Annotated in this window: 22 protein-coding genes and 1 other RNA gene; 13 read left to right on the top strand and 10 right to left on the bottom strand. The window is 58.4% G+C overall.

Going from position 1 to position 26,317, the window contains the following annotated elements:
* Positions 1-186 precede the first annotated feature (186 nt).
* Positions 187-1,353 (top strand): MFS transporter, encoded by a 1,167-nt coding sequence (locus tag R84865_RS06595; protein WP_435639167.1) that lies wholly within the window; start codon positions 187-189, stop codon positions 1,351-1,353.
* 46 nt (positions 1,354-1,399) lie between these two features.
* On the opposite strand, the gene R84865_RS06590 is transcribed toward R84865_RS06595, so the two are convergent.
* Together R84865_RS06590 and R84865_RS06585 are read right to left on the bottom strand one after the other, a co-directional pair.
* Positions 1,400-2,137: an enterotoxin A family protein gene (locus tag R84865_RS06590; protein WP_435639166.1), complete on the bottom strand. Its 738-nt coding sequence runs from the start codon at positions 2,135-2,137 to the stop codon at positions 1,400-1,402.
* Between the two features lie 334 nt (positions 2,138-2,471).
* A complete protein-coding gene (locus R84865_RS06585) occupies positions 2,472-3,206 on the bottom strand; it encodes an enterotoxin A family protein (RefSeq protein WP_435639165.1) in 735 nt (244 codons plus the stop codon).
* 272 nt (positions 3,207-3,478) lie between these two features.
* Between R84865_RS06585 and gnd the strand changes: the two genes are divergently transcribed.
* Both gnd and R84865_RS06575 read left to right on the top strand, forming a co-directional pair.
* Complete coding sequence (gene gnd / locus R84865_RS06580; RefSeq protein WP_435637891.1) at positions 3,479-4,453, top strand: phosphogluconate dehydrogenase (NAD(+)-dependent, decarboxylating); 975 nt, start codon at positions 3,479-3,481, stop codon at positions 4,451-4,453.
* 163 nt (positions 4,454-4,616) lie between these two features.
* Positions 4,617-5,861 (top strand): BaiN/RdsA family NAD(P)/FAD-dependent oxidoreductase, encoded by a 1,245-nt coding sequence (locus R84865_RS06575; RefSeq protein ID WP_435639164.1) that lies wholly within the window; start codon positions 4,617-4,619, stop codon positions 5,859-5,861.
* A 79-nt stretch (positions 5,862-5,940) separates the two neighbouring features.
* Here R84865_RS06575 and R84865_RS06570 read toward each other — a convergent pair whose 3' ends face one another.
* From R84865_RS06570 to R84865_RS06550, 5 genes are all read right to left on the bottom strand, one after another.
* Positions 5,941-6,231 (bottom strand): YqjK family protein, encoded by a 291-nt coding sequence (locus tag R84865_RS06570; RefSeq protein ID WP_435632712.1) that lies wholly within the window; start codon positions 6,229-6,231, stop codon positions 5,941-5,943.
* Positions 6,231-6,659: a phage holin family protein gene (locus tag R84865_RS06565; RefSeq protein WP_435632711.1), complete on the bottom strand. Its 429-nt coding sequence runs from the start codon at positions 6,657-6,659 to the stop codon at positions 6,231-6,233. The genes R84865_RS06570 and R84865_RS06565 overlap by 1 nt, the downstream gene beginning before the upstream one ends.
* Positions 6,659-7,030, bottom strand: a complete 372-nt coding sequence (locus R84865_RS06560) for an ElaB/YgaM/YqjD family protein (RefSeq protein WP_435632710.1) — start codon at positions 7,028-7,030, stop codon at positions 6,659-6,661. The genes R84865_RS06565 and R84865_RS06560 overlap by 1 nt, the downstream gene beginning before the upstream one ends.
* Positions 7,031-7,295: 265 nt before the next feature.
* Positions 7,296-9,287 carry a phospholipase A gene (locus R84865_RS06555; RefSeq protein WP_435639163.1) on the bottom strand — a complete coding sequence of 664 codons (1,992 nt, stop codon included), beginning with the start codon at positions 9,285-9,287 and terminating at the stop codon, positions 7,296-7,298.
* A complete protein-coding gene (locus tag R84865_RS06550; protein ID WP_435632708.1) occupies positions 9,226-9,705 on the bottom strand; it encodes a Cd(II)/Pb(II)-responsive transcriptional regulator in 480 nt (159 codons plus the stop codon). The genes R84865_RS06555 and R84865_RS06550 overlap by 62 nt, the downstream gene beginning before the upstream one ends.
* A gap of 181 nt (positions 9,706-9,886) precedes the next feature.
* On the opposite strand from R84865_RS06550, the gene R84865_RS06545 reads away from it, so the two are divergent.
* The gene (locus tag R84865_RS06545; protein WP_435639162.1) at positions 9,887-10,945 is read left to right on the top strand and encodes a cation diffusion facilitator family transporter; all 1,059 of its coding nucleotides are present in this window, start codon (positions 9,887-9,889) and stop codon (positions 10,943-10,945) included.
* A 251-nt stretch (positions 10,946-11,196) separates the two neighbouring features.
* Here the strand turns inward: R84865_RS06545 and R84865_RS06540 are convergent, their stop codons facing one another.
* Positions 11,197-11,979: a TlyA family RNA methyltransferase gene (locus R84865_RS06540; protein WP_435639161.1), complete on the bottom strand. Its 783-nt coding sequence runs from the start codon at positions 11,977-11,979 to the stop codon at positions 11,197-11,199.
* Positions 11,980-12,241: 262 nt separating this feature from the next.
* On the opposite strand from R84865_RS06540, the gene ffs reads away from it, so the two are divergent.
* The 7 genes from ffs to R84865_RS06505 all read left to right on the top strand — a co-directional run bounded on the left by ffs (position 12,242) and on the right by R84865_RS06505 (position 18,047).
* Positions 12,242-12,338: signal recognition particle sRNA small type (gene ffs / locus R84865_RS06535), an RNA gene on the top strand.
* Between the two features lie 287 nt (positions 12,339-12,625).
* A complete protein-coding gene (gene dnaX / locus R84865_RS06530; protein ID WP_435639160.1) occupies positions 12,626-15,007 on the top strand; it encodes a DNA polymerase III subunit gamma/tau in 2,382 nt (793 codons plus the stop codon).
* 113 nt (positions 15,008-15,120) lie between these two features.
* Positions 15,121-15,447 carry a YbaB/EbfC family nucleoid-associated protein gene (locus R84865_RS06525; protein WP_435632704.1) on the top strand — a complete coding sequence of 109 codons (327 nt, stop codon included), beginning with the start codon at positions 15,121-15,123 and terminating at the stop codon, positions 15,445-15,447.
* Entirely contained in the window at positions 15,447-16,052 is a 606-nt protein-coding gene (gene recR / locus R84865_RS06520) for a recombination mediator RecR (RefSeq protein ID WP_435639159.1), read from the top strand. The genes R84865_RS06525 and recR overlap by 1 nt, the downstream gene beginning before the upstream one ends.
* Before the next feature lie 118 nt (positions 16,053-16,170).
* The gene (gene rnd / locus R84865_RS06515) at positions 16,171-17,298 is read left to right on the top strand and encodes a ribonuclease D (protein ID WP_435639158.1); all 1,128 of its coding nucleotides are present in this window, start codon (positions 16,171-16,173) and stop codon (positions 17,296-17,298) included.
* Positions 17,291-17,584 (top strand): YcgL domain-containing protein, encoded by a 294-nt coding sequence (locus R84865_RS06510; protein ID WP_435639157.1) that lies wholly within the window; start codon positions 17,291-17,293, stop codon positions 17,582-17,584. The genes rnd and R84865_RS06510 overlap by 8 nt, the downstream gene beginning before the upstream one ends.
* 1 nt (position 17,585) lies before the next feature.
* On the top strand, positions 17,586-18,047 hold the full coding sequence (locus tag R84865_RS06505) for a YcgN family cysteine cluster protein (protein ID WP_435632700.1): 462 nt from the start codon (positions 17,586-17,588) through the stop codon (positions 18,045-18,047).
* 78 nt (positions 18,048-18,125) lie between these two features.
* On the opposite strand, the gene R84865_RS06500 is transcribed toward R84865_RS06505, so the two are convergent.
* Together R84865_RS06500 and R84865_RS06495 are read right to left on the bottom strand one after the other, a co-directional pair.
* Entirely contained in the window at positions 18,126-18,941 is an 816-nt protein-coding gene (locus R84865_RS06500) for an acyl-CoA thioesterase (protein WP_435632699.1), read from the bottom strand.
* Between the two features lie 236 nt (positions 18,942-19,177).
* On the bottom strand, positions 19,178-21,292 hold the full coding sequence (locus tag R84865_RS06495) for a S9 family peptidase (RefSeq protein WP_435639156.1): 2,115 nt from the start codon (positions 21,290-21,292) through the stop codon (positions 19,178-19,180).
* A 131-nt stretch (positions 21,293-21,423) separates the two neighbouring features.
* Between R84865_RS06495 and R84865_RS06490 the strand changes: the two genes are divergently transcribed.
* Together R84865_RS06490 and hrpA are read left to right on the top strand one after the other, a co-directional pair.
* Positions 21,424-21,855, top strand: coding sequence for a hypothetical protein (locus tag R84865_RS06490; RefSeq protein ID WP_435639155.1), 432 nt, complete (start codon positions 21,424-21,426; stop codon positions 21,853-21,855).
* A gap of 181 nt (positions 21,856-22,036) precedes the next feature.
* Complete coding sequence (gene hrpA, locus R84865_RS06485) at positions 22,037-26,005, top strand: ATP-dependent RNA helicase HrpA (protein WP_435639154.1); 3,969 nt, start codon at positions 22,037-22,039, stop codon at positions 26,003-26,005.
* Positions 26,006-26,317 lie beyond the last annotated feature (312 nt).

Genomic DNA, 26,317 nt, shown 5'->3' with positions numbered 1-26,317 from the left:
AACGCACCGCCAATCGCGTTTGGCGGTGAACGCAGCATTAACCATATAAAATATAAGGTCAATATTGCCAAGGGGTGGCGATGTGTCGCATGCACGCTGCGAGCAGGCTGGCGGCCGCACTTCCTTCTGTTAGTTAAGCCGATTTACAGCAATGAATAGAAACGGTGTACCAGTGAGAGAGTCTTTATGAGCACGAGCGCCTCCGATCCTCAGCATCTATCCATGTCGCGGCTACTACCGCTGACCTTGATCGGATTTCTGGCGATCATGACCGAAACCATGCCGGTCGGGATGTTGCCTCAGCTTGCCGTCGGTTTGGAGATATCGCGTGCGCTGGCGGGGCAGTTGGTGGCGGTCTATGCGCTCGGGTCGCTGCTGGCCATTATTCCGATCATCTCCGCCACGCGGCGCCTCAATCGTAAGCACGTGCTGCTGGCAGCGCTGGTGGGTTTTGTGCTGACTAATTTAGCGGCGTCGGTTACTCACGATGTACTGCTATTGTTCGTGGAGCGTTTCCTGGCGGGGGTTTCCGCCGGCGTGAGCTGGGGGCTACTGGCGGGGTTTGCGGTGAGAATCTCGCCGGCAGCGCAAGCGGGGCGCGCGCTGGCGATCATGGGCATTGGTCAACCGTTGGCATTGGCGATAGGTACGCCTCTGGTATCGTCAGCGGTCGATGTGGTGGGCTGGCAGGGGATGTTCTTCAGCACCGCGCTGTTGGCACTGCTGACGCTTGGTTGGTGCAGTTGGAAACTGCCGTCTGTGCCGGGAGCGTCCAAGCATGAACAGTCGCCGATGCGTCAGGTGCTCTCCGACAAGCGCATTCTATGGCTGCTTGCCACGCTGCTGCTGTGGGTGATGGCGCACAATGTGCTCTACACCTATCTCGCGCCGTTCCTCGAAAGTGCAGGCCGCCCGGGCTATCTCGGGGCGTTGCTGATGCTGTTTGGGATTGCTTCCTTCATCGGCATTGGGCTAACAACGGTCTACGTTGATCGTTGGCTTAATGCGCTAACCTGTACGGCGCTTGCCGTCTTTACGCTAGCGGGGCTAGTGCTGTTTTTCATGGCCTCGCATCTGGTGGTTGTGTTTGGCTGCATTGCGCTGTGGGGAGTGGCGTTTGGCGGTGCCCCCACGCTGCTGATCAAGTACCTGTCGGATATGGCAGGGCGCCAGATAGACTTCGCGCAGGCGGCCTTTGCCACGGTGTTCAATAGCGCGATTTTTGCCGGCTCGTTGGTGGGCGGGGCGGCCTTGAATATAGCGGGTGCCGAGATAGAGCCGCTGCTTCAGGCGCTGCTAGCGATAGCCACCGCGCTGGTGTGGCTGAAGATGATCAGCGTCATGCGCCAGTGAAAAGCCACAGCGCAACACCCGTCGCGCTGTGGTCAGGGCAGTCGGGTTACTCTGTCGCCATAAGACGATGAAGAACATCATGGCGGGCAAAGTATTGCTCACCGACTATGTTGGGTTTTACCTTTGCTACGCACTGCAATTCGTCGTCATTACGTTTGGAACGCGAAGGCCCCGTGCAATCGGCAAAGGCGCTCCACGGTTCCATGCGCCAAGCCTGATGGTTATCGGGGAATCCTGCTAATGATGGCACCGCGCCAGCGCCAACCATGTTGTCGTAAAGCCGTGCGTTATAGTCGGGGTTTGCTTCGTAAATCCCCAGCACACCGTCGGAAACCTGCTGCCATCCTCTAACTTGCTCCCAGTAAATGCGTCCCAGCGCGGCATGTTCCTGTTGCGTCGGCATCAGCGAGAATGGCCCCAGGGATGCATTTACATCAACGAAGTTAGCGGTCGGCTGGATGTGGTAAATATAGCCATTGCCGTCATCCACTTGCAGCCAAATATGCGCGAAGCGCAGCGAGGTGGTGGTGGCGACATAGCCCGAGTTATCGCGATCCATTCCTTCTGCCACCCCCCCGATTTGGTGTCGATACAGCGATAGATCCGGCGGTGGCTGCCGGGTAGGGTAATTGTTCAGGGCGCGCGGGCGAAAGCCACCGTTCGCCTTGGCTTGGGCCGGCGTTACATCATCAGCGCGGTAGACCAAGTTCGGCTGTACTGCCTGCGCTGCCAGCGGCATTGCGACAACTGCCAGCAGTAGGCTAACGAACATCATAAAACGCATGGTGAGTCCTCCTCTTGTTCTCGATGGTGGGAGGTTTATTTCGGTCACCGCTAACCTCTCTTTAGCCAGCCCTGCCATTCTCCTGGCGGTGTTACTGGCAAGCCGGCAAGCCATTCAGATGCTGCCGCGCTCGTCGTGATAGCTATGTTGTTAAATTTACCACGCCTATCCTAGCCGGAATGTGCTGCTATAAGGCTGCGATGAACGCGTTCAGAATCATGTTAAAGCGCTGGGTAGACGGGTGAGGCTCATTCGGTGACTGATATGGTATAAGCGGAAATTCCGCCGTTGATGATTGCCGGGAGGGGGAGACGAGGGGTGCCGGGCAGTCGTTTTACTCATCGGTCGCCATCATTAGGTGTCGAAAATCATGCGTATCAAAATAGCGCTCAGCGCTCTCCTCGATAGGTACTTTAGGAGTGCAGCGGATATCATCGGTTTCGCGCGTAGGTCGAGTAAAGGTGACGCAACTGGCCAATTCGCTCCAAGGCGGTACGCGCCAGGCAGCGTGACTAGGCGGAAAGCCCGCCAGCTCTGGTACGCTGCCACCTGCTACGGCGGGGTCATAGAAACGAGCGTTGTAGCTGGGATTCGCGACAAACGTACCGAGAACGCCGTTGATGACCTGCTGCCAGCCGCGTACCTGGCCCCAATAGATCCAGCCCAGCGCGGCAAATTCCTGCTGATGCGGAAGCATTGAAAATTCGCCTAGCGAGGCGTTCAGATCAACAAAATTGCCGGTAGGCCGGATGTGGTAAATATAGCCATTGCCGTCGTCGCGCATTAGCCAGCTATGGGCAAATCGCATCGAGCGAGTGGTTGAGACGTAAGCAGTGGTATCGCGTGCCAGAATTCCTCCCATTTGATGGCGATAGAGTGAAAATGAAGGACTACGAGCAATTGGGCTAAGGGGTTCATTGAACGCACGCGGTCGGAAGCCGCCTTGGGCTTCAATGACATCCGGTGGCGCATTATCGGCCCGATAGACGACCTCTGGGGGGGACGCAATGGTAGACAGTGAAGTGAGTGCAGTAATGCATAGCATCACCGCGATAGTAAACAATCGCATGATTGCTCCTTGGATTATCGAAGTAGTGACGCATTGATTTCGGCGCAGTGTGCACCGTTCTTTAGTCGAAATGCGCATGCCTAACCTTCACCCAAGCGACGTACAATGACGGTGGTTGCAGCTCTATCAGGTTGTGCAATTTCAATGACTTTGCGATAGCCTATGTTGCTAAGTTTACGAACACGCGGTAACAATATGCGTGGCTAAATAAATTTTGCGCACACACGCCGAGGTTGCGGGCGCTGCGCCCTCGCTAATCAGGAGAGAGAGTCGTGAGAATCGGAGTCGTTGGTCTGGGAAGAATGGGCGGCAACATCGCTCGCCGCCTGCTGAAGCACGGTCACGAATGTACAGTGTTCGATGCTAACCCGGACACAGTGAAACAGCTCACTGAAGATGGCGCCCAGGGCGCTGCCACGCTGGAAGAACTGGTGCAGTCACTTCCCAAACCACGTTCCATTTGGCTGATGCTTCCTGCGGGCGATATCACTAACTCCACCATCAAGGTGCTCGAAGAGTTGCTTGATGAGGGTGACACAGTGATCGAGGGTGGTAATGCGTTCTACAAGGACGATGTAGCCCGCGCAGAATCCTTCGCCAAGAAAGGCATTTCCTACCTCGACGTGGGCGTGTCTGGCGGCGTATGGGGTCTGGATCGCGGCTACTGCATGATGATCGGTGGCAACAAGGACGTCTTCGAACGTCACGATCCAATCTTCGCTACGCTGGCACCGGGCGAGGGCGATATCCCCAAAACGCCTGGCCGTGAAAACCGCGATCCGCGCGTGCTTAATGGCTACCTGTACTGCGGTGAGGTTGGCTCTGGGCACTTCGTCAAGATGGTTCACAACGGTATCGAGTACGGCATGATGCAAGCGTACGCCGAAGGCTTCGATATCATGCGTAACAAAAACCTCGACAGCCTGCCTGCCAACCTGCGCTACGATCTCGACATGGCCGATATCGCAGAGGTATGGCGTCGTGGCAGCGTCGTATCTTCTTGGCTGCTCGACCTGATTTCCATCTCACTGGCAGACGACGTCAATCTTGATGAATTCACCGGTCAGGTGAGCGATTCCGGTGAAGGTCGTTGGACCATTGAGGCGGCTATCGAAGAAGCCGTACCGGCCAACGTGCTCACCGCGTCGCTCTACACTCGTTTCCGCTCGCGCAGCGGCAACTCCTACGGTGAGAAGCTGCTGTCGGCCATGCGTAACCAGTTCGGTGGTCACGTAGAGCCCAAGTAAACTCGGCGCTATCGCTTAAGCTAAAGCGCAGTAGAAGGCCCGCCCCGGCTATTCGGGAGCGGGCCTTCTTCGTTATGGCGATGATGAATGCTGGGATTGGGTTCGCCTTTGTCGCGCTAATTTTCTATCATCGCGGCTACATTTTATCGCCAGTAGAGCCGTCATGACCGAGCATCACCTAGCCTCCAACCTGAATTCCCCCTCTGATCAGCGTGAGTGGGACGTTATCGTGATTGGTGCGGGGGCCGCTGGGATGATGTGTGCGGCGACGGCTGGCTATCGTGGGCGGCGCGTACTGGTCATTGAGCACGCTAAGCGAGCGGGCAAGAAAATACTGATGTCGGGCGGCGGGCGTTGCAACTTCACTAATATGGATGCGGCTCCGGAACACTATTTTTCCGCCAATCCGCATTTCTGTATCTCCGCGTTAAAACGCTACACGCCGCGCGACTTCCTCGAATTGGTTGAGCGTCACGCCGTTGACTATGTAGAGAAAGCGCCTGGCCAACTGTTTTGCGCCGATTCCGCCAAGCCGATGGTAGCGCTGCTTGAAACCGAGTGCGAATGGGCGGGTGTCACCACTTGGCTATCGACGTCGGTCAACGCGGTCGCTGCGCGTGAGCAAGGGGGCTTCACGCTCTCTACCAGTCGCGGCACGCTTGGCTGCGAGGCGCTGGTGGTAGCAACCGGTGGACTGTCGATACCAACACTGGGCGCAACCGGTTTCGGCTACGAGCTGGCCCGCCAATTCGGCCTCGAGGTTCTGCCGACACGTCCGGCACTGGTGCCGTTTACGCTGACGGCGGGCTGGAAGGAGTTCTTCACTCCACTGGCAGGCATTTCGGTGCCTGTCTCGGTGCGTTGCAATGACGCCTACTATCGTGAGCCGCTGCTGATTACGCATCGTGGGCTATCCGGTCCCGTAATGCTGAAGAGTTCCACCCATTGGACGCCCGGCGATAGCCTTCACATTGATTGGCTTGATGGCCTCGATGCGCAGCAGGCGTTAGCGCAATTGCGTACCAGCGAGCCGCGTAAGCTGCTGCGTCAGTGGCTAGGAGAAAGATTGCCCAAACGGCTTGCTCAGGCCCTGGCGCAATGGTGCAGCAGTACCTTGAGCCTCGATAGCGAGCATCCTGCCGCCCAGTGGAGCAACGACACAGTGGCAGCGCTGGCGCAGTGCTTGAATCATTTCTCCCTGAAACCCGCGGGCACCGAAGGATGGCGTACCGCCGAGGTGACCCTGGGAGGGATTGATACGCGTGCGGTATCGTCGAAAGACATGAGTGTGGGCGCGGTTCCGGGGCTCTATTTTATCGGTGAGGTGCTCGACGTTACCGGCCAACTGGGCGGCTATAATTTCCAGTGGGCATGGTCATCAGGGGTGGCGTGCGGCAACGTCGCCTAGTGCGTCAGTGGGGCGTTTTCGTCGGCCATAAAAAAACCTCGGCAGCTGAACTGCCGAGGTTTTTTGCTGGGAGCGAGGGTTAGCGCGCTTGTTTGATCATTTTGCGCACGCCTCGGGTCAGGGTGTAGAGCCCCAATCCTTTACGTGCAACCTTGATCAGTTTGCCAGGCTTTTTAATCAGCCTTAGCGCAAACACGCCGCCAACCAGAGCAGCGGGCACTTTTAGTGCCGATAGCTTGCCGATACCGCGATCAAATGAGGCGGTGGCCGCAAGCCATTCGTCACCGGCTCGCTGAATGGCCTGCCGCTCGCGCTTGATGCGTTCTTCCAACTCGCGGCGTCTGCTCTTGAGAGAAGGGGGCTTTGCCATCAGTCAGCCTCCTTCTCCAGCCGACGACCAATCGCGTGTTCTTCGACACGGTCTTCGAGCTGCTCGCGGTCCTCTCCCAGATGCTCCAATGTTGAGCGCAGAAGGGTGGGACGGCTCGCGACGTACTTGACGCGCAGGCCAAGAATAATCGCCAGCACCAGCAGAATGCCGGCCGCTGAACCGATTGCCAGCAAGCGGTGGGTATCCCAGAAATACACGACCACCCACAGCACCAGCATACCAATACCAAAGGCAGCCATTAGCAGCGCTACCATGGCGGTAATGAGCAGTGAGAAGAAGCGATTACGCTCTTCCTGAAGCTCGACAATGACCAATTTCAGGCGCGTTTCACCAGCGCTCAGCAGCGATGTGAATAGCTTGCGTACGCTGCCCAGCACTGATGCGGCAGGGCCAGAGCGCTGCGGCATTAGCGGCGGCCTGCCAGCAGGCCGAATACTGCGCCTACCGCTGCAGCGATACCAATGCTGCGCCACGGGTTCTCGCGAACATAGCTGTCAGCGCTGTCGAAGGCATCGCGACCGTGTTCGTGCAAGTACTCCTTGCCGTCCTGAACACGTGACTTGAATTCGTCGCCATAGCTGGCCAAGCGCGCCTTGACGTTTTCCAGACGAGAGCCGGCTTCTTCACGAATCTCATCGAGCTGTTCGCTTGAGTCTTCGGCGCTGGACTTCAGAAACTTTTCAACTGTATCAGACAGCTCGCGCAGATCCTGCTCGAGTTGGCGGCGAGAGCGTTCGCCTTGCTGTTTGACGTCTTCAAAATCCTTTTTAGAAGCCATGTTTCCTGTCCTCCAAAGACAAGTAGTAGGGCTTTAAAGATTAGGAAAAAAAAGCTGAATGATCAACACAATAAAGCGTTTATGCAGCATGGCACGGGTTATCGCCCAGGACTGCGAGACACTTCGACCGTGGGCGATAGCCTGCTGGGGAGGTTGTGGTGCCGTCGCTGGCGGCATAGGTAACCCGGCCGGGTGATCAGAACGCGCATCAACGCGAGGGCCGAGCGGTGTCGCTGAAGCGCGCGAGGCTGATTGGCCCTGATGGCTAGTCGCCCAGACCGATATTGTTAAAGCTGACGCCGACACCAATGCGGTTAACGCGCCGATCATAGTCGATCATGCTCTCGCCATAGCCGTTGTAGTACTGGAGGAAGCCGTTGATGCGATGCCATAGCGGGAAGCTGTATTCGAGCTGATGGCCAAAGTGGCCCTTACCGGGATTGCCGGTAACCGCGTAAGAAACTTCCTGCTTTCCGTGAGTATAGGTAAGCGACAGTTGACCATAACCGAGGTAGCTGTCGATGTCTGGATTGTCGTCGCTGTGGCTCGATTCAGGGATACGCCACCACGGCTTGATACTGGCCTGAAACGGGCCGTTGACCAGAATCATCTCGGCATAAAGGCGATTCCAACTGCGTGAAATGGGGTCCGCACGCCCGTTGGATTGATGCACGAAGCCGAAGCGGTTGGTGATATTGGTCCAGCCTAGCCAGGTATCGCCGTTGGTGAAATCTGCGAACAGCTCGGGTTCGTAGTTGGTTTCGCGGAAGGGCGAAGAGGCTTTGGAGTTATAGGCCTGCCACCACGATTTTTGCGTGTAAGCGATGTAGATATCGCCGTTGTCACGCCAGATATTGTGGAACAAGCGCCCTTTGATACTGAGCTGGAATTTAACCTCGTTGTGGTTTGGGTGGCTGTTGGGCGACACCACGGCGAAGTCATGGTTATCCACCGAATCGGTGTTTGAGGCGATCGGCAGGATGTAGTTGCGATGATATGTCGATAGCGACAGCGGATTTTCGTTGGCACGCGCCTCGAAGTAGCTGCGGGCGGCACGTACGCGGTCGATCTGACTCAAGTGTTGACCACGCACCGCATCGACGGCGGTAGCACCATCGTTTAGCGCGGGGTCGTCGTATCCTGAACCGATGCGCCCGACACGCGATGACTCAGCCGTTCCGGGCAGATAGGGATTAAAGCTCACCCCAAGCCCGAAGCGATTCACCTTGCGATCGTAATCGATCATGCTTTCGCCATAGCCATGGTAGTACTGCACCATGCCGCGCAGGCGCTCAGTAAGCGGGAAGGTGTAGTCGAGCTCCGCCCCGTAATTGCCGTGGAAAGGGTTGCCCTTGGCTTCCAACGAAATTTCATGGTTATTGGCGGTGGTATAGATAGCCGCCACCTTACCGTAACCCATGTATTTTTCGATATCGCGGTTGTGGTCATGCTTTTTGGAGTCGGGAATGCGCCACCACGGCATCAGCGAGAGCGTCCAGTTGCCGCGCTGAAAAACCGCTTCCGCGTAGATACGGTTCCAGCTTCTAGAGGCTGAGTTGGTGTCGTCGTTTTCCTCACCGCCGCGACCGTTGGACTGGTGAATAAGGCCAATCTGGTTGAGGGTGTTGGTCCAGCCCCAGAAGTTTTGGTGGTTGGTAAACCGCAAAAACAGTTCAGGCTCGTAGTTGGTTTCGCGGAAGGGGGCCGAGTCGCGCGTGTTGTAGGCTTGCCACAGTGAAAATTGGGTATAGCCTAGAAACAGGTCACCGTTGTTGTGGAACAGGTTGTCGGCAAGATTAACCTTCAGACTGATCTGATACTTTATTTCGGTGTGCTCGGGATGCTTGTTTCCCGCGGCACGGTATTCGCTCATGCGCGGCTTTTTGGTGTCATGGGCGATGGGTAGCGCATAGTTAAGGCGATAGGTCGAGATCGCTAGCGGGTTAGCGTTCGACTCGGCTTCAAGCTGCATGGCATGGTCAAGCGCCTGCTCAGAGAGCTGTTGCGAAGATACATCGGCGCTTTCATCGGCGATGGCGTGCTTTACCGGCCCCGTGCTGGCACAGATTAATAGCGCCAGCAGCGGATAGGATCCCCGCTTGAGCGAGCTTTCGGCGGCACGTGTAGCACGGGCGGCTTCTGGCGCTGACACAATATGTTGATAGCGATGGCATCGGTATTCGTTCATGGAGAGCCTAATGCGCGCCGTCAATATGAGCCGTTTGGGAAGAATCGGCGGTGCCACGCTGGTCGACATCGTGGTGCTCCAACCGAGTAAGTATTGCGCATGATTCACCGTCTTGTTCTGTTCCGCAACAGGCGCGTATGTCGGCTAGTTGATCGCGCAATAGCTCAAGCTCTTCAATGCGCGCTTGAACGTGGCCAAGATGGTTGCTGACCACGTGTTCCACTTCCTGACAATGACCGCCGCCGCTTCTGCGCAAGTCGAGCAAAATGGCAATTTCATCGAGCGACATGTCCAGCGAACGACAGCGTCGAATGAAGCATAGTTGCTCGGCGTGCGAAGACGAGTACAGGCGGTAGTTGGACGCACTGCGCTGGGCTTCGGGAAGCAGGCCTATTCGCTCATAGTAGCGGATGGTTTCGACGGCACAGCCTGCGTGCTCGGCGAGTTCACCTATTCGCATCGATGAGTGGATTAAGCAGCCTGCCATGATGTGTTCCTCGAAACCTGAATTGGGCGCTAAATGTTGACCCTAAAGTGGTTACAGCCTGTTGAATGTCTCTATCGTACACGTCAAATACGCAAGGCGCAGGTTTCGCGTTATCAATTGCCAACTATTATTGAGCACAGCCCGCTATTGGACGAGGGCTGTCAGGAAAAGGAGTGGGGTGGTGAGCAATTCATTCGATCAAACGCCCGGCGAGCCTAACCGTCATCGACAGGATAGCCATCCGCACCATCACGATGACCACGCAGGGCATGAACACCATGCGCACGGGCACAGTGGCCATGCGCATCACGCGCATGGCGGTCATGGTCATCATCACGGTCATGTTCACGATGTCACCAAGGACAGCGAACATCGCGTAATGATTGCGCTGGCGATTACCGGCATTTTCATGGCGGTCGAGATCATCGTCGGTCTTACGGCTAATTCGCTGGCGCTGGTGTCGGACGGTATCCATATGCTCAGCGATGCGTTCTCGCTAGGGCTGGCGCTGGCGGCCTTCCGGCTGGGCAGGCGTCCGGCCGACAGTAAACGCAGCTATGGGTATCAGCGTATGCAGGTACTGGCCGCCTTCAGTAACGGGCTAGTGCTGGTGCTGTTGTCGCTGGCAATTGGCTATGAAGCCATCAAGCGCGTGATCTTTCCGGAAGACGTAGCCGCCAACTCGATGCTGGTCGTGGCGATCATCGGTTTATGCGTGAACGCGCTGTCGTTCTGGATTCTGGAAGGCGGTGATAAGCACAACCTCAACATGCGTGGCGCAGCATTGCACGTCATGGGCGATTTGCTGGGGTCGGTGGCCGCCATCGCAGCGGCGATTATCATTATGCTGACAGGATTTACCGCCGCCGATCCGTTGCTGTCACTGTTGGCGTGTGTGCTGATTCTGCGCGGTGCAGTGCGGGTGCTGAAGAGCGCCAGCCATTTGTTGCTGGAAGGCACGCCGGAGAATATCGATTCGGCAGAAGTGCGAGAAGCGCTTGAGCAACTGGAGGGAGTCACAGGTGTCCACGATCTGCATTTGTGGGGGCTTACCGAGCGAGAAGTGATGCTTAGCGCACATTTGGCGGTTAGCAGCGATACGCTGCGGGATGAAGTGCTACAACGGGCATCGCGAGAGCTGCAGCAGCGCTTCGGGATTGGCCATGCCACCCTGCAAGTGGAGGGGGAAGAGCACGCCAGCGACTGTGATTGTCACGCGAGCGGCGTACTTCACCCGTGAAGCCCTGGCCTAGAGCGCGCTATTGCTGAATTTGGCGGGGTGCTCGAAATGGAGTTGGCAGGGCGCTCAGTGCTTCACTCGGCGGGGTGCCCAGTCCTTCACTCGGCAGGGTGTCCCTTCCGTATGCTGCCGAGTGCTTTCCCTCGAAGCCAGCGAGGTTTAGGCCGCTGTTGCAGCCCTATACTCCGCTGGGGACCTTTTCTTCGAGGCCGGTAACGAACAGGGCGCGCGGCGCAGTCAATAGCGCTGACTCAGCGCTTCACCGCCATTAGCATCCACTCCTGATTGCCATCGCTACCGGTGATCACGCTGGGCTGCCAGGTGATACGGTCGAACCCGTTATCTTCCAGCGCCTGGCTGATTTTCTTCTCGACCTTGTTGTGTGCGGCCTGATCGCGCACCAGGCCGCGCTGATCTATTTCATCACGACTGAGCTCGAACTGTGGTTTTACCAGGCTAAACAGCGTGGCACCCGAGGGCAGGAGTCGGGCCAGTTCGGGCAAGATCAGCGTTTGAGAAATAAACGATACGTCCATTAATGCGCCGTCGAATCCGTTGGGCGCCCACTGCATCAGCCGCTCATCGGGCAGTGCGCGGGCGTTGATTCCCTCCAGACAAACCACTCGATCATCTTGCATCAACCGCTCATCAAGCTGAGCGTGGCCCACCTCAACGCCTACTATGCGCGCAGCGCCGAAAGCGAGGGCGCAGTCGCTGAATCCGCCGGTGGATTGGCCAATATCGAGCAGGGTTTGATGATCGAGGCGCAGCTGTTGGCTAAGCAGTAATCCCTCCAGTTTGAGGCCCGCGCGCGATACATAGCGTTCTTCAGGGTCTTCTTCGATTACGAAGCGGCTGTTATTGGGCAGCTTCTCACTGGGCTTGTCGATTTTTCGATCAGTGCCTTCTTCCACTAGCTTCACACGACCGTGTTTGATCAAGCGCTGAGCGCGAGTGCGCGAGCGTGCGTGGCCTTGTTCGACCAGTAGCTGATCGACACGTACCAAAGGAGAGCTAATCGAAAGATCGGGCATGTCAGGTTCCGCAGTAGGTAAAAGCCGCAGTGAAATAAGAGGAGCGTCGAGCGGCCGTTTGCTTGCCGATTATACGCGTGCCACTCGCTTGGTGTGAGGGAAAGAAGAAGCGAGTGCCGGGCTGTTAGGGTGGTGTCGTAACACTTAGCGCGATCGCTGCTTGCTGTGTGGCCATTCAGTTGCTAACATGTTGCACCTACTGAGTCGGCAGTGTCATCCAACACGATGATTTAAAAGGCTTATCTCAGGTTATGGTGGCCCTTGTCGGTCCTCCCGCAACGCGAAATCGCAAACCCCGCCAGGCCCGGAAGGGAGCAACGGTAGCGATGGAGCCGTGTGCCGGGATGTGGCTGGCAGGGGCCGCCTCCATTTCAGGGCAACGCTGCGCTTTTCAGTGCCCCTCCTTTGCACTCCCTCCCGTTTTACTTGTCGCCGTTGCTAGCGTCAGCGTGTGGCGTGCTGCGCTGTTTTCGCTTCATTTCTCCGTGAAGGTAGTGGTTCGTGCGTGCTTTGGCACCTTATGGCAGTGGCTGTGGCGTGAGCATCGATATCAGGTTCGCGCAGGCAGTGCCTAACGCGCTACTATATGAGCACTTCGCCATCGCGCGAGCTTCGATTTCAGCGGTCAAGGATTCGTAACCCTTTCATGAGCTATCAGGTATTGGCCCGCAAGTGGCGGCCCCGCACGTTTCACGAACTGGTGGGTCAGGATCACGTTGCCAGAGCCCTAGTCAACGCGCTTGACCAAGAGCGATTGCACCATGCGTATTTGTTCACCGGCACACGCGGGGTGGGCAAGACCACTATCGCGCGTATTTTTGCCAAGTGCCTGAACTGCGAACAGGGCGTTAGTTCGACCCCCTGCGGTGAATGCGCCACCTGCAAGGCGATTGATGAAAACCGTTTCGTCGATCTGATCGAAGTCGATGCTGCCTCGCGCACCAAGGTAGAAGACACCCGTGAGCTTCTCGATAACGTTCAATACGCACCCACGCAGGGACGCTTCAAGGTCTATCTGATTGACGAAGTGCACATGCTGTCATCGCACAGCTTCAATGCGCTGTTGAAAACGCTGGAAGAGCCCCCCCCCCACGTTAAGTTTCTGCTCGCCACCACCGATCCGCAGCGCCTTCCCGTTACGGTGCTGTCGCGCTGTTTGCAGTTTGCGCTGAAAGCGATGCCGCCCGAGCAAGTGGTGGGCCACCTGACCCATATCCTCGGCGTTGAAGGGGTGTCGTTCGACGAGCAAGCCCTGTGGCTGCTGGGGCGTGCTGCCGACGGCTCGATGCGCGATGCGCTGTCGCTGACCGATCAGGCGATCTCGTTCGGACAAGGCAATATCAGCGAAACCGACGTCAGGGCCATGCTGGGCACGCTGGACCACCGCTATATTGTTGGGCTGGCCGAGGCAATCGCGCAGCTCGATGCCGCAACGGTGCTTAAGGAAATAGCGCGTCTGGCCGAACAGGCGCCCGATTTTGCAGCGGTGCTCGATGAGCTGTCGGGGCTATTCCATCGCTTGGCGGTGGCGCAAATGGTGCCTAACGCACTCGATAATGGCTTTGGTGATCGCGATAGCGTTGTGGCCTTGGCTCAGCAATTTACCGCCGAAGATGTGCAGCTTTATTACCAGATCGCGCTGGGCGGACGTAACGAGATGGCTAACGCGCCAGAGCCGCGTGCAGCGCTCGAAATGACGCTGCTAAGAATGCTGGCATTCCGTCCGCAGGGCATCCCGCGGCCTCCTGAAGTGGCCCTGCCTCTGCGGGGTGGTAGTGAGCGGCAAACTCCAACCGGTCACGCCAGCGGTGGCGTCAGCCAGGATAGCGATGATCCTGCGCCGGCCGGCAGTTCGGCAGCTTCAGCGCCCGCCAGCTCAGCACCTTCCCAGACGCCTGCTGATGCTTCGCCCGCACAGACCGCCAAGCCTACGCCGCCCGCTGCCGCACAGTTCTCGGCAGCGAGTGGCCATCAGCCGCCTAGCGATGGCGCAGCCGCTGCCGAGCCAGCGCCCAATCACGCGGGATCTTCAGCAGCGCCTCACCGCTCAACGGTAGCGCCGCCACCCTGGGATCAGTCTGCCAGCGAGTCGTCCGTGCCATCGGACAGCGCTGCCGCCTCGCAGGCCAGGCCGGACACTGAAGCCGCCGCTCCGGCTAATACGGATGAGCCGTCAAGACATCCATCCGGCGAACCCGAAGCGCCAACTGAGCAGCCTTCTCAGGCGCACCAGCCCACAGAGCAAGCGCTGGCGGACGCCCGCCCCAACGAGCAGCCTTCGCAAGCGCACCAGCCCGCTGAGCAAGCGCTGGCGGACGCCCGCCCAACCGAGCCGCCTTCGCAAGAAAGCCAGTCGTCCGAGCTGTCGCCAGCCTCGAACGCTGTAGCAGGAGCAGGGGCGAATGGACAGGGCCTCTCTTACGGCAGCGACGATAGCGACGCCGATGATGAAGACGATAGCTATGCGGAATACGCCGCGCTGGAGCCTTCCAACGATGTCAGCGAAGCCTTTTCTCAAGCGCTGGACGATGATGCCATTGATCGCAACGCGTTGGCAGCGGATAGCGCTAGCCCATCAGAGGCCGAGACTGCCTCGAGCTATCGCTTTGCTGATGGCGTGGTGATCGATCAAGCGGTGTGGTTAGACGCGTTCCCGCATATCCGTCTGGGCGGTATTACCGGCAACCTGATCGCCAACTGCGCAGTAGAGCGAGATGAACATCAGCATCTCGAATTGCGGTTGGCGCCGTCGCAGGCCGCAATGAACGCTGAAATTCACGCGCGCCGGCTAGAGAGCGAGCTGGCACGCTTGGGCGCTCAGCGCAAAGTCACCATCGTGGCGGGCGACATTGCTGCTGATATCGAAACGCCGCATTCGAAACGCCAACGCTTGCTGCAAGAACGCCGCGCACGAGCAGTTGAAGCGCTACACAATGACCCTCATATTCAGATGCTCAGGGATCAGTTCGGCGCTCAATTGCTCAATGAGAGCGTGACGTCGCTCGAAGCTGACTCGTCCGCTGGATAAGCCTTCTTCAGCTCGAAGGCGCGGGCTTTAATGCTGAACACACACTAGTAACTTCGTCGGTCACCAACTTCCGACGAAGAAAATCGACCACTTGTTTTACCCAAGGAGTTTCCATGTTCAAAGGCGGCATGGGTGGCCTGATGAAGCAGGCCCAGCAAATGCAGGAAAAAATGCAGCAGGTGCAGGAAGAGATTGCCCAGCAGGAAGTAGAAGGGCAGTCGGGCGCAGGCATGGTCAAGGTGCGCATGAACGGCCGCCACGATGTCGTGGGCATTTCGCTCGATCCATCGGTGATGTCGGAAGAGAAGGAATTTCTCGAAGACCTGCTGGCAGCGGCCGTCAACGATGCGGTGCACAAGGTCGAAGTGAATTCCAAAGAGAAAATGTCGGAAGCCACTGAGGGCATGAACCTGCCGGCCGGCTTCAAAATGCCGTTCTAATGGCGCTTTCTCCGCTTTTTGAAAAGCTGACCGAGGCGCTGCGCACCTTGCCTGGTGTTGGGCCAAAGGGGGCGCAGCGAATGGCGCTGCATCTGCTTGAGCGCGATCGCGTGGGCGGCGAGCGCATCGTCAGCGCACTGGCCGAGGCGTTGGAGCACATAGGCTATTGCCAGCGCTGCCGCAACCTCACTGAGCATGAGTGCTGCGAACAGTGCAGCGATCCGCGTCGCAACGATCAGCTGTTGTGTATCGTTGAATCGCCTGCTGATTTGCTGGCGATCGAGGAAGCGGGCGGCTATCGCGGGCGCTACTTCGTGCTGCACGGGCATCTGTCGCCGTTGGATGGTATTGGGCCGGATCAGATAGGCCTCGATCAGCTTGAACAGCAAGTCGCGCAGGGCAGTTTTACCGAGATTGTGCTGGCCACCAACCCCACCGTCGAGGGTGAAGCAACGGCCCACTATATTTCGGAGCTGTTAACGCAGTATGGCGTTAACTGTTCGCGACTTGCCTATGGCATGCCGTTGGGCGGAGAGCTTGAATACGTCGATGGCGGCACGCTGGCGCGTGCCTTCACCGGCCGCCTGCCGTATTCGTCGCAGTAGCGTTCGGGTAGCAGGGGGCATCAATGGCGCAGCCTTTGTTATGACTGCGCCTTTTTATTTATCTGGCAGGCTGTCGCGCCAAGCGTGCGGCCGCCCCGTAACAGCGTGGAAGGGCAACATGCAGGCGCTACCAATCACCTGGGTAGATAATGAGGCGGCGCTTGATAAGTGCTGCGAGGCGCTCGCGCAGTGCGAGGTGCTGGCCGTTGATACCGAGTTCCGCCGCGAAACTACCTTTCACGCTATTCCGGCGCTGGTACAGCTGAGCGACGGCGAGCACGTGTGGTTGATCGATCCGCTGGCGCTCGAAACATCCGAGCCGCTGCAGCGGCTGTTTGGTCGTGAAGGCCCGCTAAAACTGATTCACGCGTGCAGTGAAGACCTCGAAGTATTGCAGCAGTGGGTGGGCGTTTTGCCCGAGCCGCTGATTGACACCCAGCATGCGCAGGCGCTGTGTTCCGATAATGCCGCGATGGGCTACCAGCGGTTGGTGGCCGAGCGCCTCGACATCGAACTGGAGAAAGACGCCACGCGTTCGGACTGGCTGGCTCGTCCGCTTAGCGAGCGGCAGTGTCGCTATGCGGCGCTCGATGTGCTGTATTTGCCGCGTATCTGGGCGCAGCAGCGCCAGCAGCTGGAAACGCTGGGACGGCTTGAATGGCTGGAAAGCGATTGCCAGCGATTGATCGACACTGCCCGTGAACACGACGATTACGCCGATTATTTCCGCCGCAATCGCAATGCCTGGAAACTATCCCCGGTCGCATTGGCCGCTTACCAGCGGCTGTGTCAGTGGCGCGAACAGCAGGCACGGGCGCGTGATATCCCGCGCAATTGGCTGGCCGCTGATCGCGTATTGCTAGCGATTGCCGAGAAGATGCCACGTCACAAGGCCGAACTGGCCGCGGTAGATGAGCTGCGGCCCGCAGTGATAAAGCGCGATGGCGCCACGTTATTGGCATTGGTAGCGGACGCACGCGATGACACAACGCCGCTGCCAGGCGTGCTGTCGCCGGTAACGCCGCACTACCGAAGCCTCCTGAAGCGTCTGAAAGGGGCCGTACAGCGGCGCGCCGAGGCGCTAGGCATTAGTCCTGAGGTGCTGGCAAGCCGACGTGATATCGAACGGTTTATTCAGGCTGATAATGACGGTAGTGTTGCCCAGACCAGCTTGGGCAGTTGGCGTGGTGAGTTGCTCGACGCTGAGCTGCGCCAGGTAATACAACAGGACAACGCTCATGACTGACCGCATTCTGTGTCAGGTGTATGCAAGCCCAAAGCGGGCAGAAACCTACCTGTACGTCGACCGTCGCGAAGATCTTGCACGGGTGCCCGAAGCGCTGTTGGCGCAATTTGGTACGCCGTCAGCGGTGATGGTGGTGGTGCTTAGCGCTGAGCGCAAGCTGGCGCGGGCCGACGCTGCCTCAGTGATGGCGGGCATTCGCGAGAAAGGGTTTTATCTGCAGATGCCGCCGCAGCGCGAGGCCTATATGCTTGACCTTTATCGTACGCCCACTGAGGGCCGTTACTAGGATGGTGGAAGCAGGCGCACTGCGTGAACGCTTTTGGGAGCGTTTTACGCTGCATGAGCTTTCTTCCGCGGAGTGGGAAGCACTCTGCGATGGCTGCGGGCGCTGCTGTCTGGTCAAGATTGAAGACGCCGACAGCGGTGAAGTAGCGCTGCTTGACGTTGCCTGCCAACTGCTCGACACCGAGAGCTGCCGGTGCAGTGATTATCCCAATCGCTTCGACAAGGTACCGGGTTGCACTCAGCTCACCCTCGATAACCTTCCCCAATTCGATTGGTTGCCCGGCAGTTGCGCTTATCGGCGCTTGGCAGAAGGGCGTCGCTTGGCAGGCTGGCACCCGTTGATCGCGGGCAGCGCGCAGCGCATGCATAAAAAAGGCATCAGCGTTCGCGGCATGGCGGTTTCTGAGCGTGAGGTCGACGAAGAAGATTACGACGACCACATTATTGCCATTCTGCGTGAGTAGGTGCATTGCCTCATACCACAAGGCCCGCTTATCTAGCAGATAAGCGGGCCTTGTGCGTGGCGCTGTTGGGCGCTTTGTTTACTTGCGAACCGGGCGAATCAGGCCTTCCTGCATGGTGGTGGCCACCAGTTGGCCCTGCTGGTTGAACACTTCGCCGCGACTTAGGCCACGCGCGCTGCCTGCCCACGGGCTATACATGCGATAGCAATGCCATTCGGTCAGATCGAGATCCTGATGGAACCAGACCGAGTGGTCGATGGTGGCGACGCGTGCATCGCGCTGCGGAATAGCATGGTGCTCCAGCAGCGAGGTAGCCAGCAAATCAAGGTCTGACGCGTAGGCAAGAATCTGACGGTGCAATACCGGATCCTTGGGCGCATCGCCGCGCACCCTGAACCAGATCGATTGATGTGATTCTTCGGGCGTTTGTTCCCAGCGCAGGATGTCCAGGGGGATCAAGGGGACCCGCTCAACACGGGTGTCGCGGCCCTGATCGAGCAGTTCCTGAGGGCTAGGAATGCTCTCGGGCAGCTGCGGAATCTGGTGCTCGAAGCCTTCTTCAGGCACATGATAAGACGCGCTGCAGAAGAAGATTGGCTTGCCGTGCTGAATGGCGGTAACGCGGCGTGTAGAAACGCTGCCACCATCGCGGGTTTGATCAACCTGGTAAACAACCGGATGGCTGGCATCGCCGGGACGCAAAAAATAGCCATGCAGCGAATGAACAACACGCTCGCGAGAAACGTTGTAATTGGCAGCTGTGAGCGCCTGCGCTAGCACGTGACCGCCAAACAGCTGGGGGAGGCCAAGATCGAGGCTGCGGCCTCGAAACAAATTTACTTCCAGCGGCTCAAGGGTAAGCAGTTCAACCAGTCCGGGGCCTTCATGTGACATCGGGGGAATAACTCCTGCGGCGTCGGGTAACGCCTCTCTCTCTATTATTGGATGACGTTCGGCGTTCCCTATTCAGAAAACGATGCTGATGCCGTTCTGGATTGACGTCGAAGCGTGGGGTGAAGGATACGTTAATGGTGCCGCATCGAATACCCTTAAGTTGTGTAAATGCGCTGCACATCGTGTTGGGGTGGCTCGCTCGAGTGCAGCCGCCGGCCGCAATAGTCTTCGGCGCACTAGCGCTGCTGATAGAGCAGTGCCCATACCACGAAGGCATCTTGTCGCGCTCCGTCTCGCCACGCGGCATAGCGTCCAGCCACGCCGCCATGACCGGCTTCCAAATCGGTGCGCAGTGTGACGGGGCCTGTTGCGCAGCCCAATTGGTTGATGCGTGCGAACAGCTTGGCGGGCTCCCAGTAGGGCACTCTGGCATCATGCCAACTGCCTTGGATATAGAGCGCGGGGTAGCGCTGGGCGCTCAGGTTATCAAGCGGCGAGTAACTCGAAATGGTCGCCAGCGCAGCGGGCTGCGCGGGGTTACCCCACTCCTGGTATTCCGCGGTAGTAAGCGGCAGCTCGGGGTTTTGCATGGTGCGCAGCACATCGACGAAAGGGACATCGAGCAGCGCTCCGCAAAACGCCTCGGGAGCGCGATTAAGACAAGCCGCCACCAACAAACCTCCGGCGCTGGCTCCAGCGGCAACAACGCGATCGCCAGCGCTGATACCGGCGTCGATCAGCGCCTCGCGGGCGCTAAGGAAATCGCTGAAGCTACGCTCTTTATGTTCAAGCTTACCTGCGTGGTACCAAGGCTCGCCGCGCTCACCGCCGCCGCGCACATGGGCCACAGCGAACGCAATGCCGCGCTTCAGGAGCGCTAAACGGCTGACCGAGAACCACGGGTCGAGCGGATCGCCGTAGGCGCCATAGCCATACAGCAGTGTTGGCAAGGGGCGCTGCTGAGCCTGCGCATCGCGATGCATCACCACTGATACCGGAATACGTTCGCCGTCGCTGGCGGTGGCCCACAGACGCTGCGTCACCAGTTGCTCAGGCAGCACGTCACCGTGCAGCGGCTGCTGCTTCAGCAGCGTGCGCTCGCCGCTATCAATATCGTAGGCCACGCAACGCGGTGGGGTAACGAAGGATTCCTCATCGAGCCATAGCGTGCGGGCGGTGAAACGAACGCTGTCGTCCAATGCCACGCTGGAAGGCGCTTCGGATAAGGGCAGCCGCTGATCGCGTAAGCAGTTGGTGTGGTAGTCGTACAGCGCTTGCGGCGCAGCCGTCGTGGCCGGGTCGAGTGGCTGTGCCCACTCGAGCATACGCAGCTGCGGCTGGGCGATGTGGTGATCGCGCTCGCTGATCACCAGCCCCCAGCTAAAGGCATCGATGCCTTCCAGGGTGGTATCGTCACGCGCCTCTAACCACGTTTGCCAATTAGAGGGTGCATCTTCTGGCGCAATATCCAGTTGGAAGTGCGGATGCGTGGCATTGTGCAGCAAATAGAACACCCCCGGACGGTGGTCGAGGCTGTATTCGACGCCCGGGCGACGTGCTTTTACGCACTGCATCGGCGAGTGGGGCGCGCGGGCATCGAGCAGGTGGCTTTCCGACGACTCCTTCGCCACACTTTCGATGACCAGCCATTGGCGGGAACGAGTTTTACCTACGCCCACCGAAAACTCATCGTCGGACTCGCGGAACAGTAGCGTCTCTTTGCTTGTCTGAATGTCGAACAGCCACACCGAGTCGCTGCGCTGTTTGGCATCAAGGCGGGTGAACAGCAGTGTGCGGTTGTCTTCGGCCCACACCACCTCGCCGCCCATCGCCTTCACCACACAGCGTGGCGTGCCATCGGGTAGCGCTTGAATGTACAGGTCATAGTGCTCATCGCCGCGCGGGTCGAGGGTCCAGGCCAGCAGCGATTCGTCGGGAGATATCGCCATTTCACCGACGTCGAGATAGTCGTACTGAAGCGATAGTGCCTGCATGTCGAGCAGCACCTCGACCTTGTCGGGCGCGTCGATAGGGTGACGCTTCCAGACCGGATAGTCGTCGTCTGCGCCAATCGAGGTCCAGTAGACAAACGCATCCAGCGGCGTCTTGAGGCTCTCGCTGGCAAGCTCCTGACGCGTCAACAGCTCGTTGTAAAGCTCATCAGCAAGCGGTTCCAGCGGTGCCAGACATTCATCGCTGGCACTATTGGCGGCCTTTAGAAAGTCGCGTACCGCCGCATCATCGCGCTGTTCAAGCCACAACCAGTGGGGATCGCTGGCCCGTTGGTGGGCCGCAACAAGCGAGCGGATCGGATGATCGTGGAGTGATGCAGGTGGCAACGATGGTTTCATAGAGACGAATCTTTAATACAATGGTGGCGGTAGAGCGGCGATGCCTGTCTTACCGATGGCATGTCAAACACGTTAAATCACACTAGGGGCTTCGCTGTGTGCAGGCCCAGGGTACTGGAGCAGATCCGCTAATGTTTTCAAACTCATTGCCGCAGCTGTGGCTTTATTACGCCGTTCTTTCTCTGGTAGTGCTGGGCGCGGGTTATTTTGCCATTGGTTTCCTGCCACGAATACTGCGTTGGACAATTGTTGGTCTGGTGGCGGGGGCGATTTGGATGCCGTGGTACTTCAGCAGCCCCGCGTCGGTGGATATCGAAAGCTATTCAGGCATTGCGCCGGCAATTATTGTAACGGCGCTAGGGTTATTGGCCGGGCACGTGAAAAGTGCCCTGATCGGCGTTGTGATCGGTGCCGTTGCCGGAGGCTGGATCGCGTATTACCTGGTGCGCCGCTTTGGCACCTCGGCGGCACGTCCTAAGGCTGGGAAAAAGGGCAAGGGCAGCGCTTCCGCTAAACGTGGTTCCACCTCGAACGCCAACCCCCGCCAGGATCCCTCCATCTAGCGCTTGGGGTAATGCCGCTGGCATTGCCTTGCTTGCTGAATCAGGCCGCCGGCATCAGCTGCTTACGCACTGATGGTGGCGGCTTTGCGTATTGCCGCACGCTGCTGCAGGGCCTTTGTGTCGGCCCTCGGGCGGGTGGCGCAGAGGTTTTTATTCTTTATCGAGAGTCGTTGAGGTTGCTGTGAGCGCGTCCGATTTATCCCATACGTCTAGCCATGAGCACGATCAGTTGCGGGCGCTCAGCAAAGCGCTCGATGAGGTGGCATTGTCTGATGCGCGGGTGCTGTCGCGGCGAATAGCCAAGCTGTCTCAGCGCGCCAAGCGCGGCCAGCCCATTGATCGCGCCGTGAACGATATCCGGCAGCGCATCGCCAAAAGCAAAGCACAGGTGGAAGCCCGCAGTGCGCGCTCCTTCACCATCGATTACCCCGAAGCGCTGCCAGTGAGCGGCAAGCGCGAAGAGATTATCAAAGCGCTTAATGAGCATCAGATCATTGTGGTTGCCGGTGAAACCGGCTCGGGCAAAACCACTCAGTTACCCAAACTGTGCCTTGAGTGTGGGTTAGGGCAGCGCGGTGTTATTGGTCATACTCAGCCGCGCCGACTGGCTGCGCGCTCAGTGGCGGCGAGATTGGCCGAAGAGCTTGAGACGCCGCTCGGCGAAGGGGTGGGTTACCAGATGCGCTTTGCTGACCACACCAGCGCCGATACCTGTATCAAGCTGATGACCGACGGTATCTTGCTGGCAGAAACCCAGCACGATCCCGATCTGCTGCGCTACGACGCAATCATTATCGATGAAGCGCACGAGCGCAGCCTGAACATCGACTTCCTGCTGGGCTATCTCAAGCAGCTGCTGGCGCGCCGCCGCGATCTCAAGCTGATTATTACCTCGGCAACGATTGATCTTGAGCGTTTTGCCGAGCACTTCGCCGTCGAGCGCAACGGCGAGCGGTTCGCCGCGCCCATCATTGAAGTATCGGGGCGTACCTTTCCGGTGGAAACACGTTATCGCCCGCTGGTGCGAGGTGCTGACGACGAAGACGACATCAGCGTGCAGGAGGGCATCCTGCGCGCGGTCGAAGAAATCGAACAAGCCGAGCATGAACTCGGCTTTGGCAGTGGTCCGCGCGATGTGCTGGTGTTTTTGCCCGGCGAGCGCGAGATTCGCGAGACCGCCGATGTGCTGCGGCGTGCCCAATTGCGTCATACCGAGATTCTGCCGCTCTACGCGCGGCTGTCGGCAGCAGAGCAAAACCGCGTGTTCGCAGGCCATGCCGGGCGACGTATCGTGCTCTCAACCAACGTGGCGGAAACCTCACTGACGGTGCCGGGCATCCGCTATGTGATTGATCCGGGGCTGGTACGCATCAGTCGCTACAGCTACCGCGCCAAGATTCAGCGCTTGCCCATCGAACCAATCAGTCAGGCCAGCGCCGAGCAGCGCAAGGGCCGCTGTGGGCGCGTGGCAGCAGGCTTATGCATTCGGCTTTATAGTGAAGAAGATTTTCTGGCGCGGCCCGCCTTCACCGATCCTGAAATCAAACGTACCAATCTGGCTGCGGTTATTTTGTCGATGCTGGCGCTTAAGCTGGGCGATATCAGCGCCTTTCCGTTTATCGAAGCGCCGGATGAGCGCTTCGTGCGGGATGGTTTCCGCTTGCTGGAAGAGCTAGGCGCGGTGGAGCGGCAGCAGATTACTCGGGTAGGGCGCCAGTTGGCGCGGCTGCCGGTCGATCCGCGCTTGGCGCGTATGGTGCTTGCCGGTGGGGCTCAGGGGGCGCTGCGTGAAACGCTGATCGTGGTGAGCGCGCTGGCCGTACAGGATCCGCGCGAGCGCCCCGCCGACAAACGTCAGGCGGCCGATCAGGCGCACCGTGAATGGGCTGACCCCGCGTCGGATTTCGCCGCCTGGATCAATCTATGGCGGGCCTTCGTTAACGCCCGCGATGAGCTCTCATCGTCGCAGCTACGGCGCTGGTGCCGGGCGCGCTATCTCAACTATATGCGTCTGCGCGAATGGCACGATACCTATCGGCAGCTGCGTCAGTTGGCGCAGGAACTCAAGCTTCCCGATAACGAACTGAAAGAAGAGCTTGATTACCAGCGCTTGCATGCCGCCTTGCTGACTGGCTTGCTGTCGAATCTTGGACTCAAGCAGGAAGCGCGGGAATATCTCGGGGCGCGCAATCGCCAGTTTGTGCTGCATCCCGCTTCTTTCGTGGCGAAGAAAGCGCCCAAGTGGGTGATGGCCTTCGAACTGGTCGAAACCACTCGTCTCTATGCGCGCGAGGTGGCGGCGATCAAGCCGGAGTGGATCGAAGCAGCGGCAGGCGAGCTCATCAAACGCAGCCATGCTGAGCCGCACTGGGAGAGCAAGCGGGGGCAGGTGGTAGCGCTCGAGCAAGGCACGCTGTTCGGCTTGCCCATATACGCCAAGCGGCGAGTGGCCTACGGTCACATCAATCCCGTCGAGGCGCGTGAGATATTTATTCGCTCAGCGCTGGTAGAAGGGCAGTTAGCGACCAGCGCGGCCTTTATGGCGCACAACCAGGCGCTTATCAACGAAGTTGAGCAGCTCGAGGACAAGGTGCGGCGGCGCGATATTCTGGTCGATGAAGAGCAGCTGTACGACTTCTATGACCAACGCCTGCCGGCCGACGTGTTCGACAGTCGTTCCTTTGAACGCTGGCGTAAGCAGCATGAACAGCAGCAGCCGAATTTCCTGTTCGTTGATAAAGAAGCGCTGATGGCGCGTGACGCTGAAGAAGTCACGCTAACGCAATACCCCGAAAAGCTCTCCGTTGGGCCCGTTGAGCTACCGCTCGACTACCATTTTGCGCCTGGTACCCAGGACGACGGCGTAACCGTGACCGTGCCTGCGCTAATGCTTAATACGCTGCCGCGCGAGCGTTTCGATTGGTTGGTGCCGGGGCTTCGGCGTGAAAAAGCCATTGCGCTGTTGAAAGGACTGCCCAAACAGTATCGCCGCCAGATCGTGCCGATCCCCGATTGGGTGGATGCAGCGCTGGAGGCGATCGATCCGGGCACCGAGGCGATGGGCGTTGCCTTGGGTGAGTTCTTGCGACGCAAGACCGGCCTCAAGGTGGACCCGCAGGTATGGGATGACATCGAGCTCCCTGATCATCTGCGTGCCAACTTCAAGGTGGTCGACGGCGCAGGTAAAACGCTTGGGCAGGGGCGTGATCTCGATCAATTGATCAAACGTCACCGCGATGCTGCACAGCAGACAACGACGATAACCTCCTCAGCACAAGAGGGTGAGCAAAAAGGGCTGAAAACGCTGCCCGAAACGCCCCTTGCCGAGCAGGTCGAGCGCCAGCAGGCCGGTATTCGCATCACGCTGTATCCAGCGTTTGTCGATGAAGGCGATAGCATTGCCATCAAATTCTATGATCACCCTGATGCCGCTCTCGCCAGCATGCGTCAGGGCATAGCGCGGGCCGCCATGCTCGCGCTTCCCGAACAGCTTGGCTACTTTAGTCGTGATAAGCGATTAGAGGCACTGGCGGTGCTTTATACTCAGGTCGGCAGTAAACGCGAGCTGATCAACGATCTGGTGAATACGCTGTTTATCAACGCCTTCGCTTATGATCCATTGCCACGTTCAGCTGGTGAGCTGCGCACACGTTTGGAGCAATCGCGTGGTCAGTTGGGTGAATTGGCCGACAGCTTGATCGCACGTACCGAAGCCGCGCTGAAAGGCGTGATAGCGCTCAAGAAACAGTTGAAGAAGGCGCGCATTGGGTTAGACGTAGCGCGTAGCTACGCCGATGTGAAAGCCCAGCTTGAGCGCTTGGTCTATGCCGGCTTTATTACAGCAGCCGGCCAATGGCTCGACGAATATCCTCGCTATATAGAAGCCGCCCGCTTGCGGCTCGATAAGGTCGCTCGCGACACTCGCCGTGATCAACTCGCCATGGACGAGGTGGCCGGACTCGAAACACGTTTCGATGCACGCCTTGAACGGGCGCGCCAGAGTGGCGTTACGCCTGCTTGGCTAGACGAGTTCTTTTGGCAATTGCAGGAGCTCCGGGTATCACTGTTCGCTCAGCAGTTGGGCACCAAAGAGGCGGTTTCAGTGAAGCGTCTTGAGCGGCGCTGGAAAGAGCTAAGTAGCACCGCCTAACGCATGCCGGCAGTGACGCGAGCGCCACACGCCGTTAAGGTGATGGGAAACAGGTGGTCATCGCGCGTGATACAGGGGTGTTCCACGCGCACTGATACGCTATCCGTTAGTACAGGTGCGTGGTTCGCCCTTGGTGGTGTGTAAAGAAAAGGCAGTAAAACTGCGCTGTGCTTGATATCATTGCGCTATTGTTCGATTAAAAAGCTTGCGGTTGTTCTTCCTTCGATTGATCTCTCCGCGTGGCAACGTACGACCCCGAACCGGGTTAGCACGCGCGCGCAGCGGCAGTCCGCTCAAGACATTGCAACGCAA

Origin of the sequence: Carnimonas bestiolae, assembly GCF_051251145.1 — a bacterium.
In the GTDB taxonomy this organism is placed as follows: Bacteria; Pseudomonadota; Gammaproteobacteria; order Pseudomonadales; family Halomonadaceae; genus Carnimonas; species Carnimonas bestiolae.
This window is presented reverse-complemented; position numbering and strand designations above follow the sequence as displayed.

Coding starts and splice junctions, on each gene's coding strand:
- R84865_RS06555 (WP_435639163.1), bottom strand. CDS start 9,287: ATGTCGACCAGCGTGGCACCGCCGATTCTTCCCAAACGGCTCATATTG.
- recR (WP_435639159.1), top strand. CDS start 15,447: ATGGCGCTTTCTCCGCTTTTTGAAAAGCTGACCGAGGCGCTGCGCACC.
- R84865_RS06560 (WP_435632710.1), bottom strand. CDS start 7,030: ATGGCTTCTAAAAAGGATTTTGAAGACGTCAAACAGCAAGGCGAACGC.
- R84865_RS06525 (WP_435632704.1), top strand. CDS start 15,121: ATGTTCAAAGGCGGCATGGGTGGCCTGATGAAGCAGGCCCAGCAAATG.
- R84865_RS06490 (WP_435639155.1), top strand. CDS start 21,424: ATGTTTTCAAACTCATTGCCGCAGCTGTGGCTTTATTACGCCGTTCTT.
- R84865_RS06495 (WP_435639156.1), bottom strand. CDS start 21,292: ATGAAACCATCGTTGCCACCTGCATCACTCCACGATCATCCGATCCGC.
- R84865_RS06500 (WP_435632699.1), bottom strand. CDS start 18,941: ATGTCACATGAAGGCCCCGGACTGGTTGAACTGCTTACCCTTGAGCCG.
- R84865_RS06575 (WP_435639164.1), top strand. CDS start 4,617: ATGACCGAGCATCACCTAGCCTCCAACCTGAATTCCCCCTCTGATCAG.
- R84865_RS06595 (WP_435639167.1), top strand. CDS start 187: ATGAGCACGAGCGCCTCCGATCCTCAGCATCTATCCATGTCGCGGCTA.
- R84865_RS06585 (WP_435639165.1), bottom strand. CDS start 3,206: ATGCGATTGTTTACTATCGCGGTGATGCTATGCATTACTGCACTCACT.
- R84865_RS06505 (WP_435632700.1), top strand. CDS start 17,586: ATGGTGGAAGCAGGCGCACTGCGTGAACGCTTTTGGGAGCGTTTTACG.
- R84865_RS06510 (WP_435639157.1), top strand. CDS start 17,291: ATGACTGACCGCATTCTGTGTCAGGTGTATGCAAGCCCAAAGCGGGCA.
- rnd (WP_435639158.1), top strand. CDS start 16,171: ATGCAGGCGCTACCAATCACCTGGGTAGATAATGAGGCGGCGCTTGAT.
- dnaX (WP_435639160.1), top strand. CDS start 12,626: ATGAGCTATCAGGTATTGGCCCGCAAGTGGCGGCCCCGCACGTTTCAC.
- R84865_RS06570 (WP_435632712.1), bottom strand. CDS start 6,231: ATGGCAAAGCCCCCTTCTCTCAAGAGCAGACGCCGCGAGTTGGAAGAA.
- R84865_RS06540 (WP_435639161.1), bottom strand. CDS start 11,979: ATGCCCGATCTTTCGATTAGCTCTCCTTTGGTACGTGTCGATCAGCTA.
- R84865_RS06565 (WP_435632711.1), bottom strand. CDS start 6,659: ATGCCGCAGCGCTCTGGCCCTGCCGCATCAGTGCTGGGCAGCGTACGC.
- R84865_RS06550 (WP_435632708.1), bottom strand. CDS start 9,705: ATGGCAGGCTGCTTAATCCACTCATCGATGCGAATAGGTGAACTCGCC.
- R84865_RS06590 (WP_435639166.1), bottom strand. CDS start 2,137: ATGCGTTTTATGATGTTCGTTAGCCTACTGCTGGCAGTTGTCGCAATG.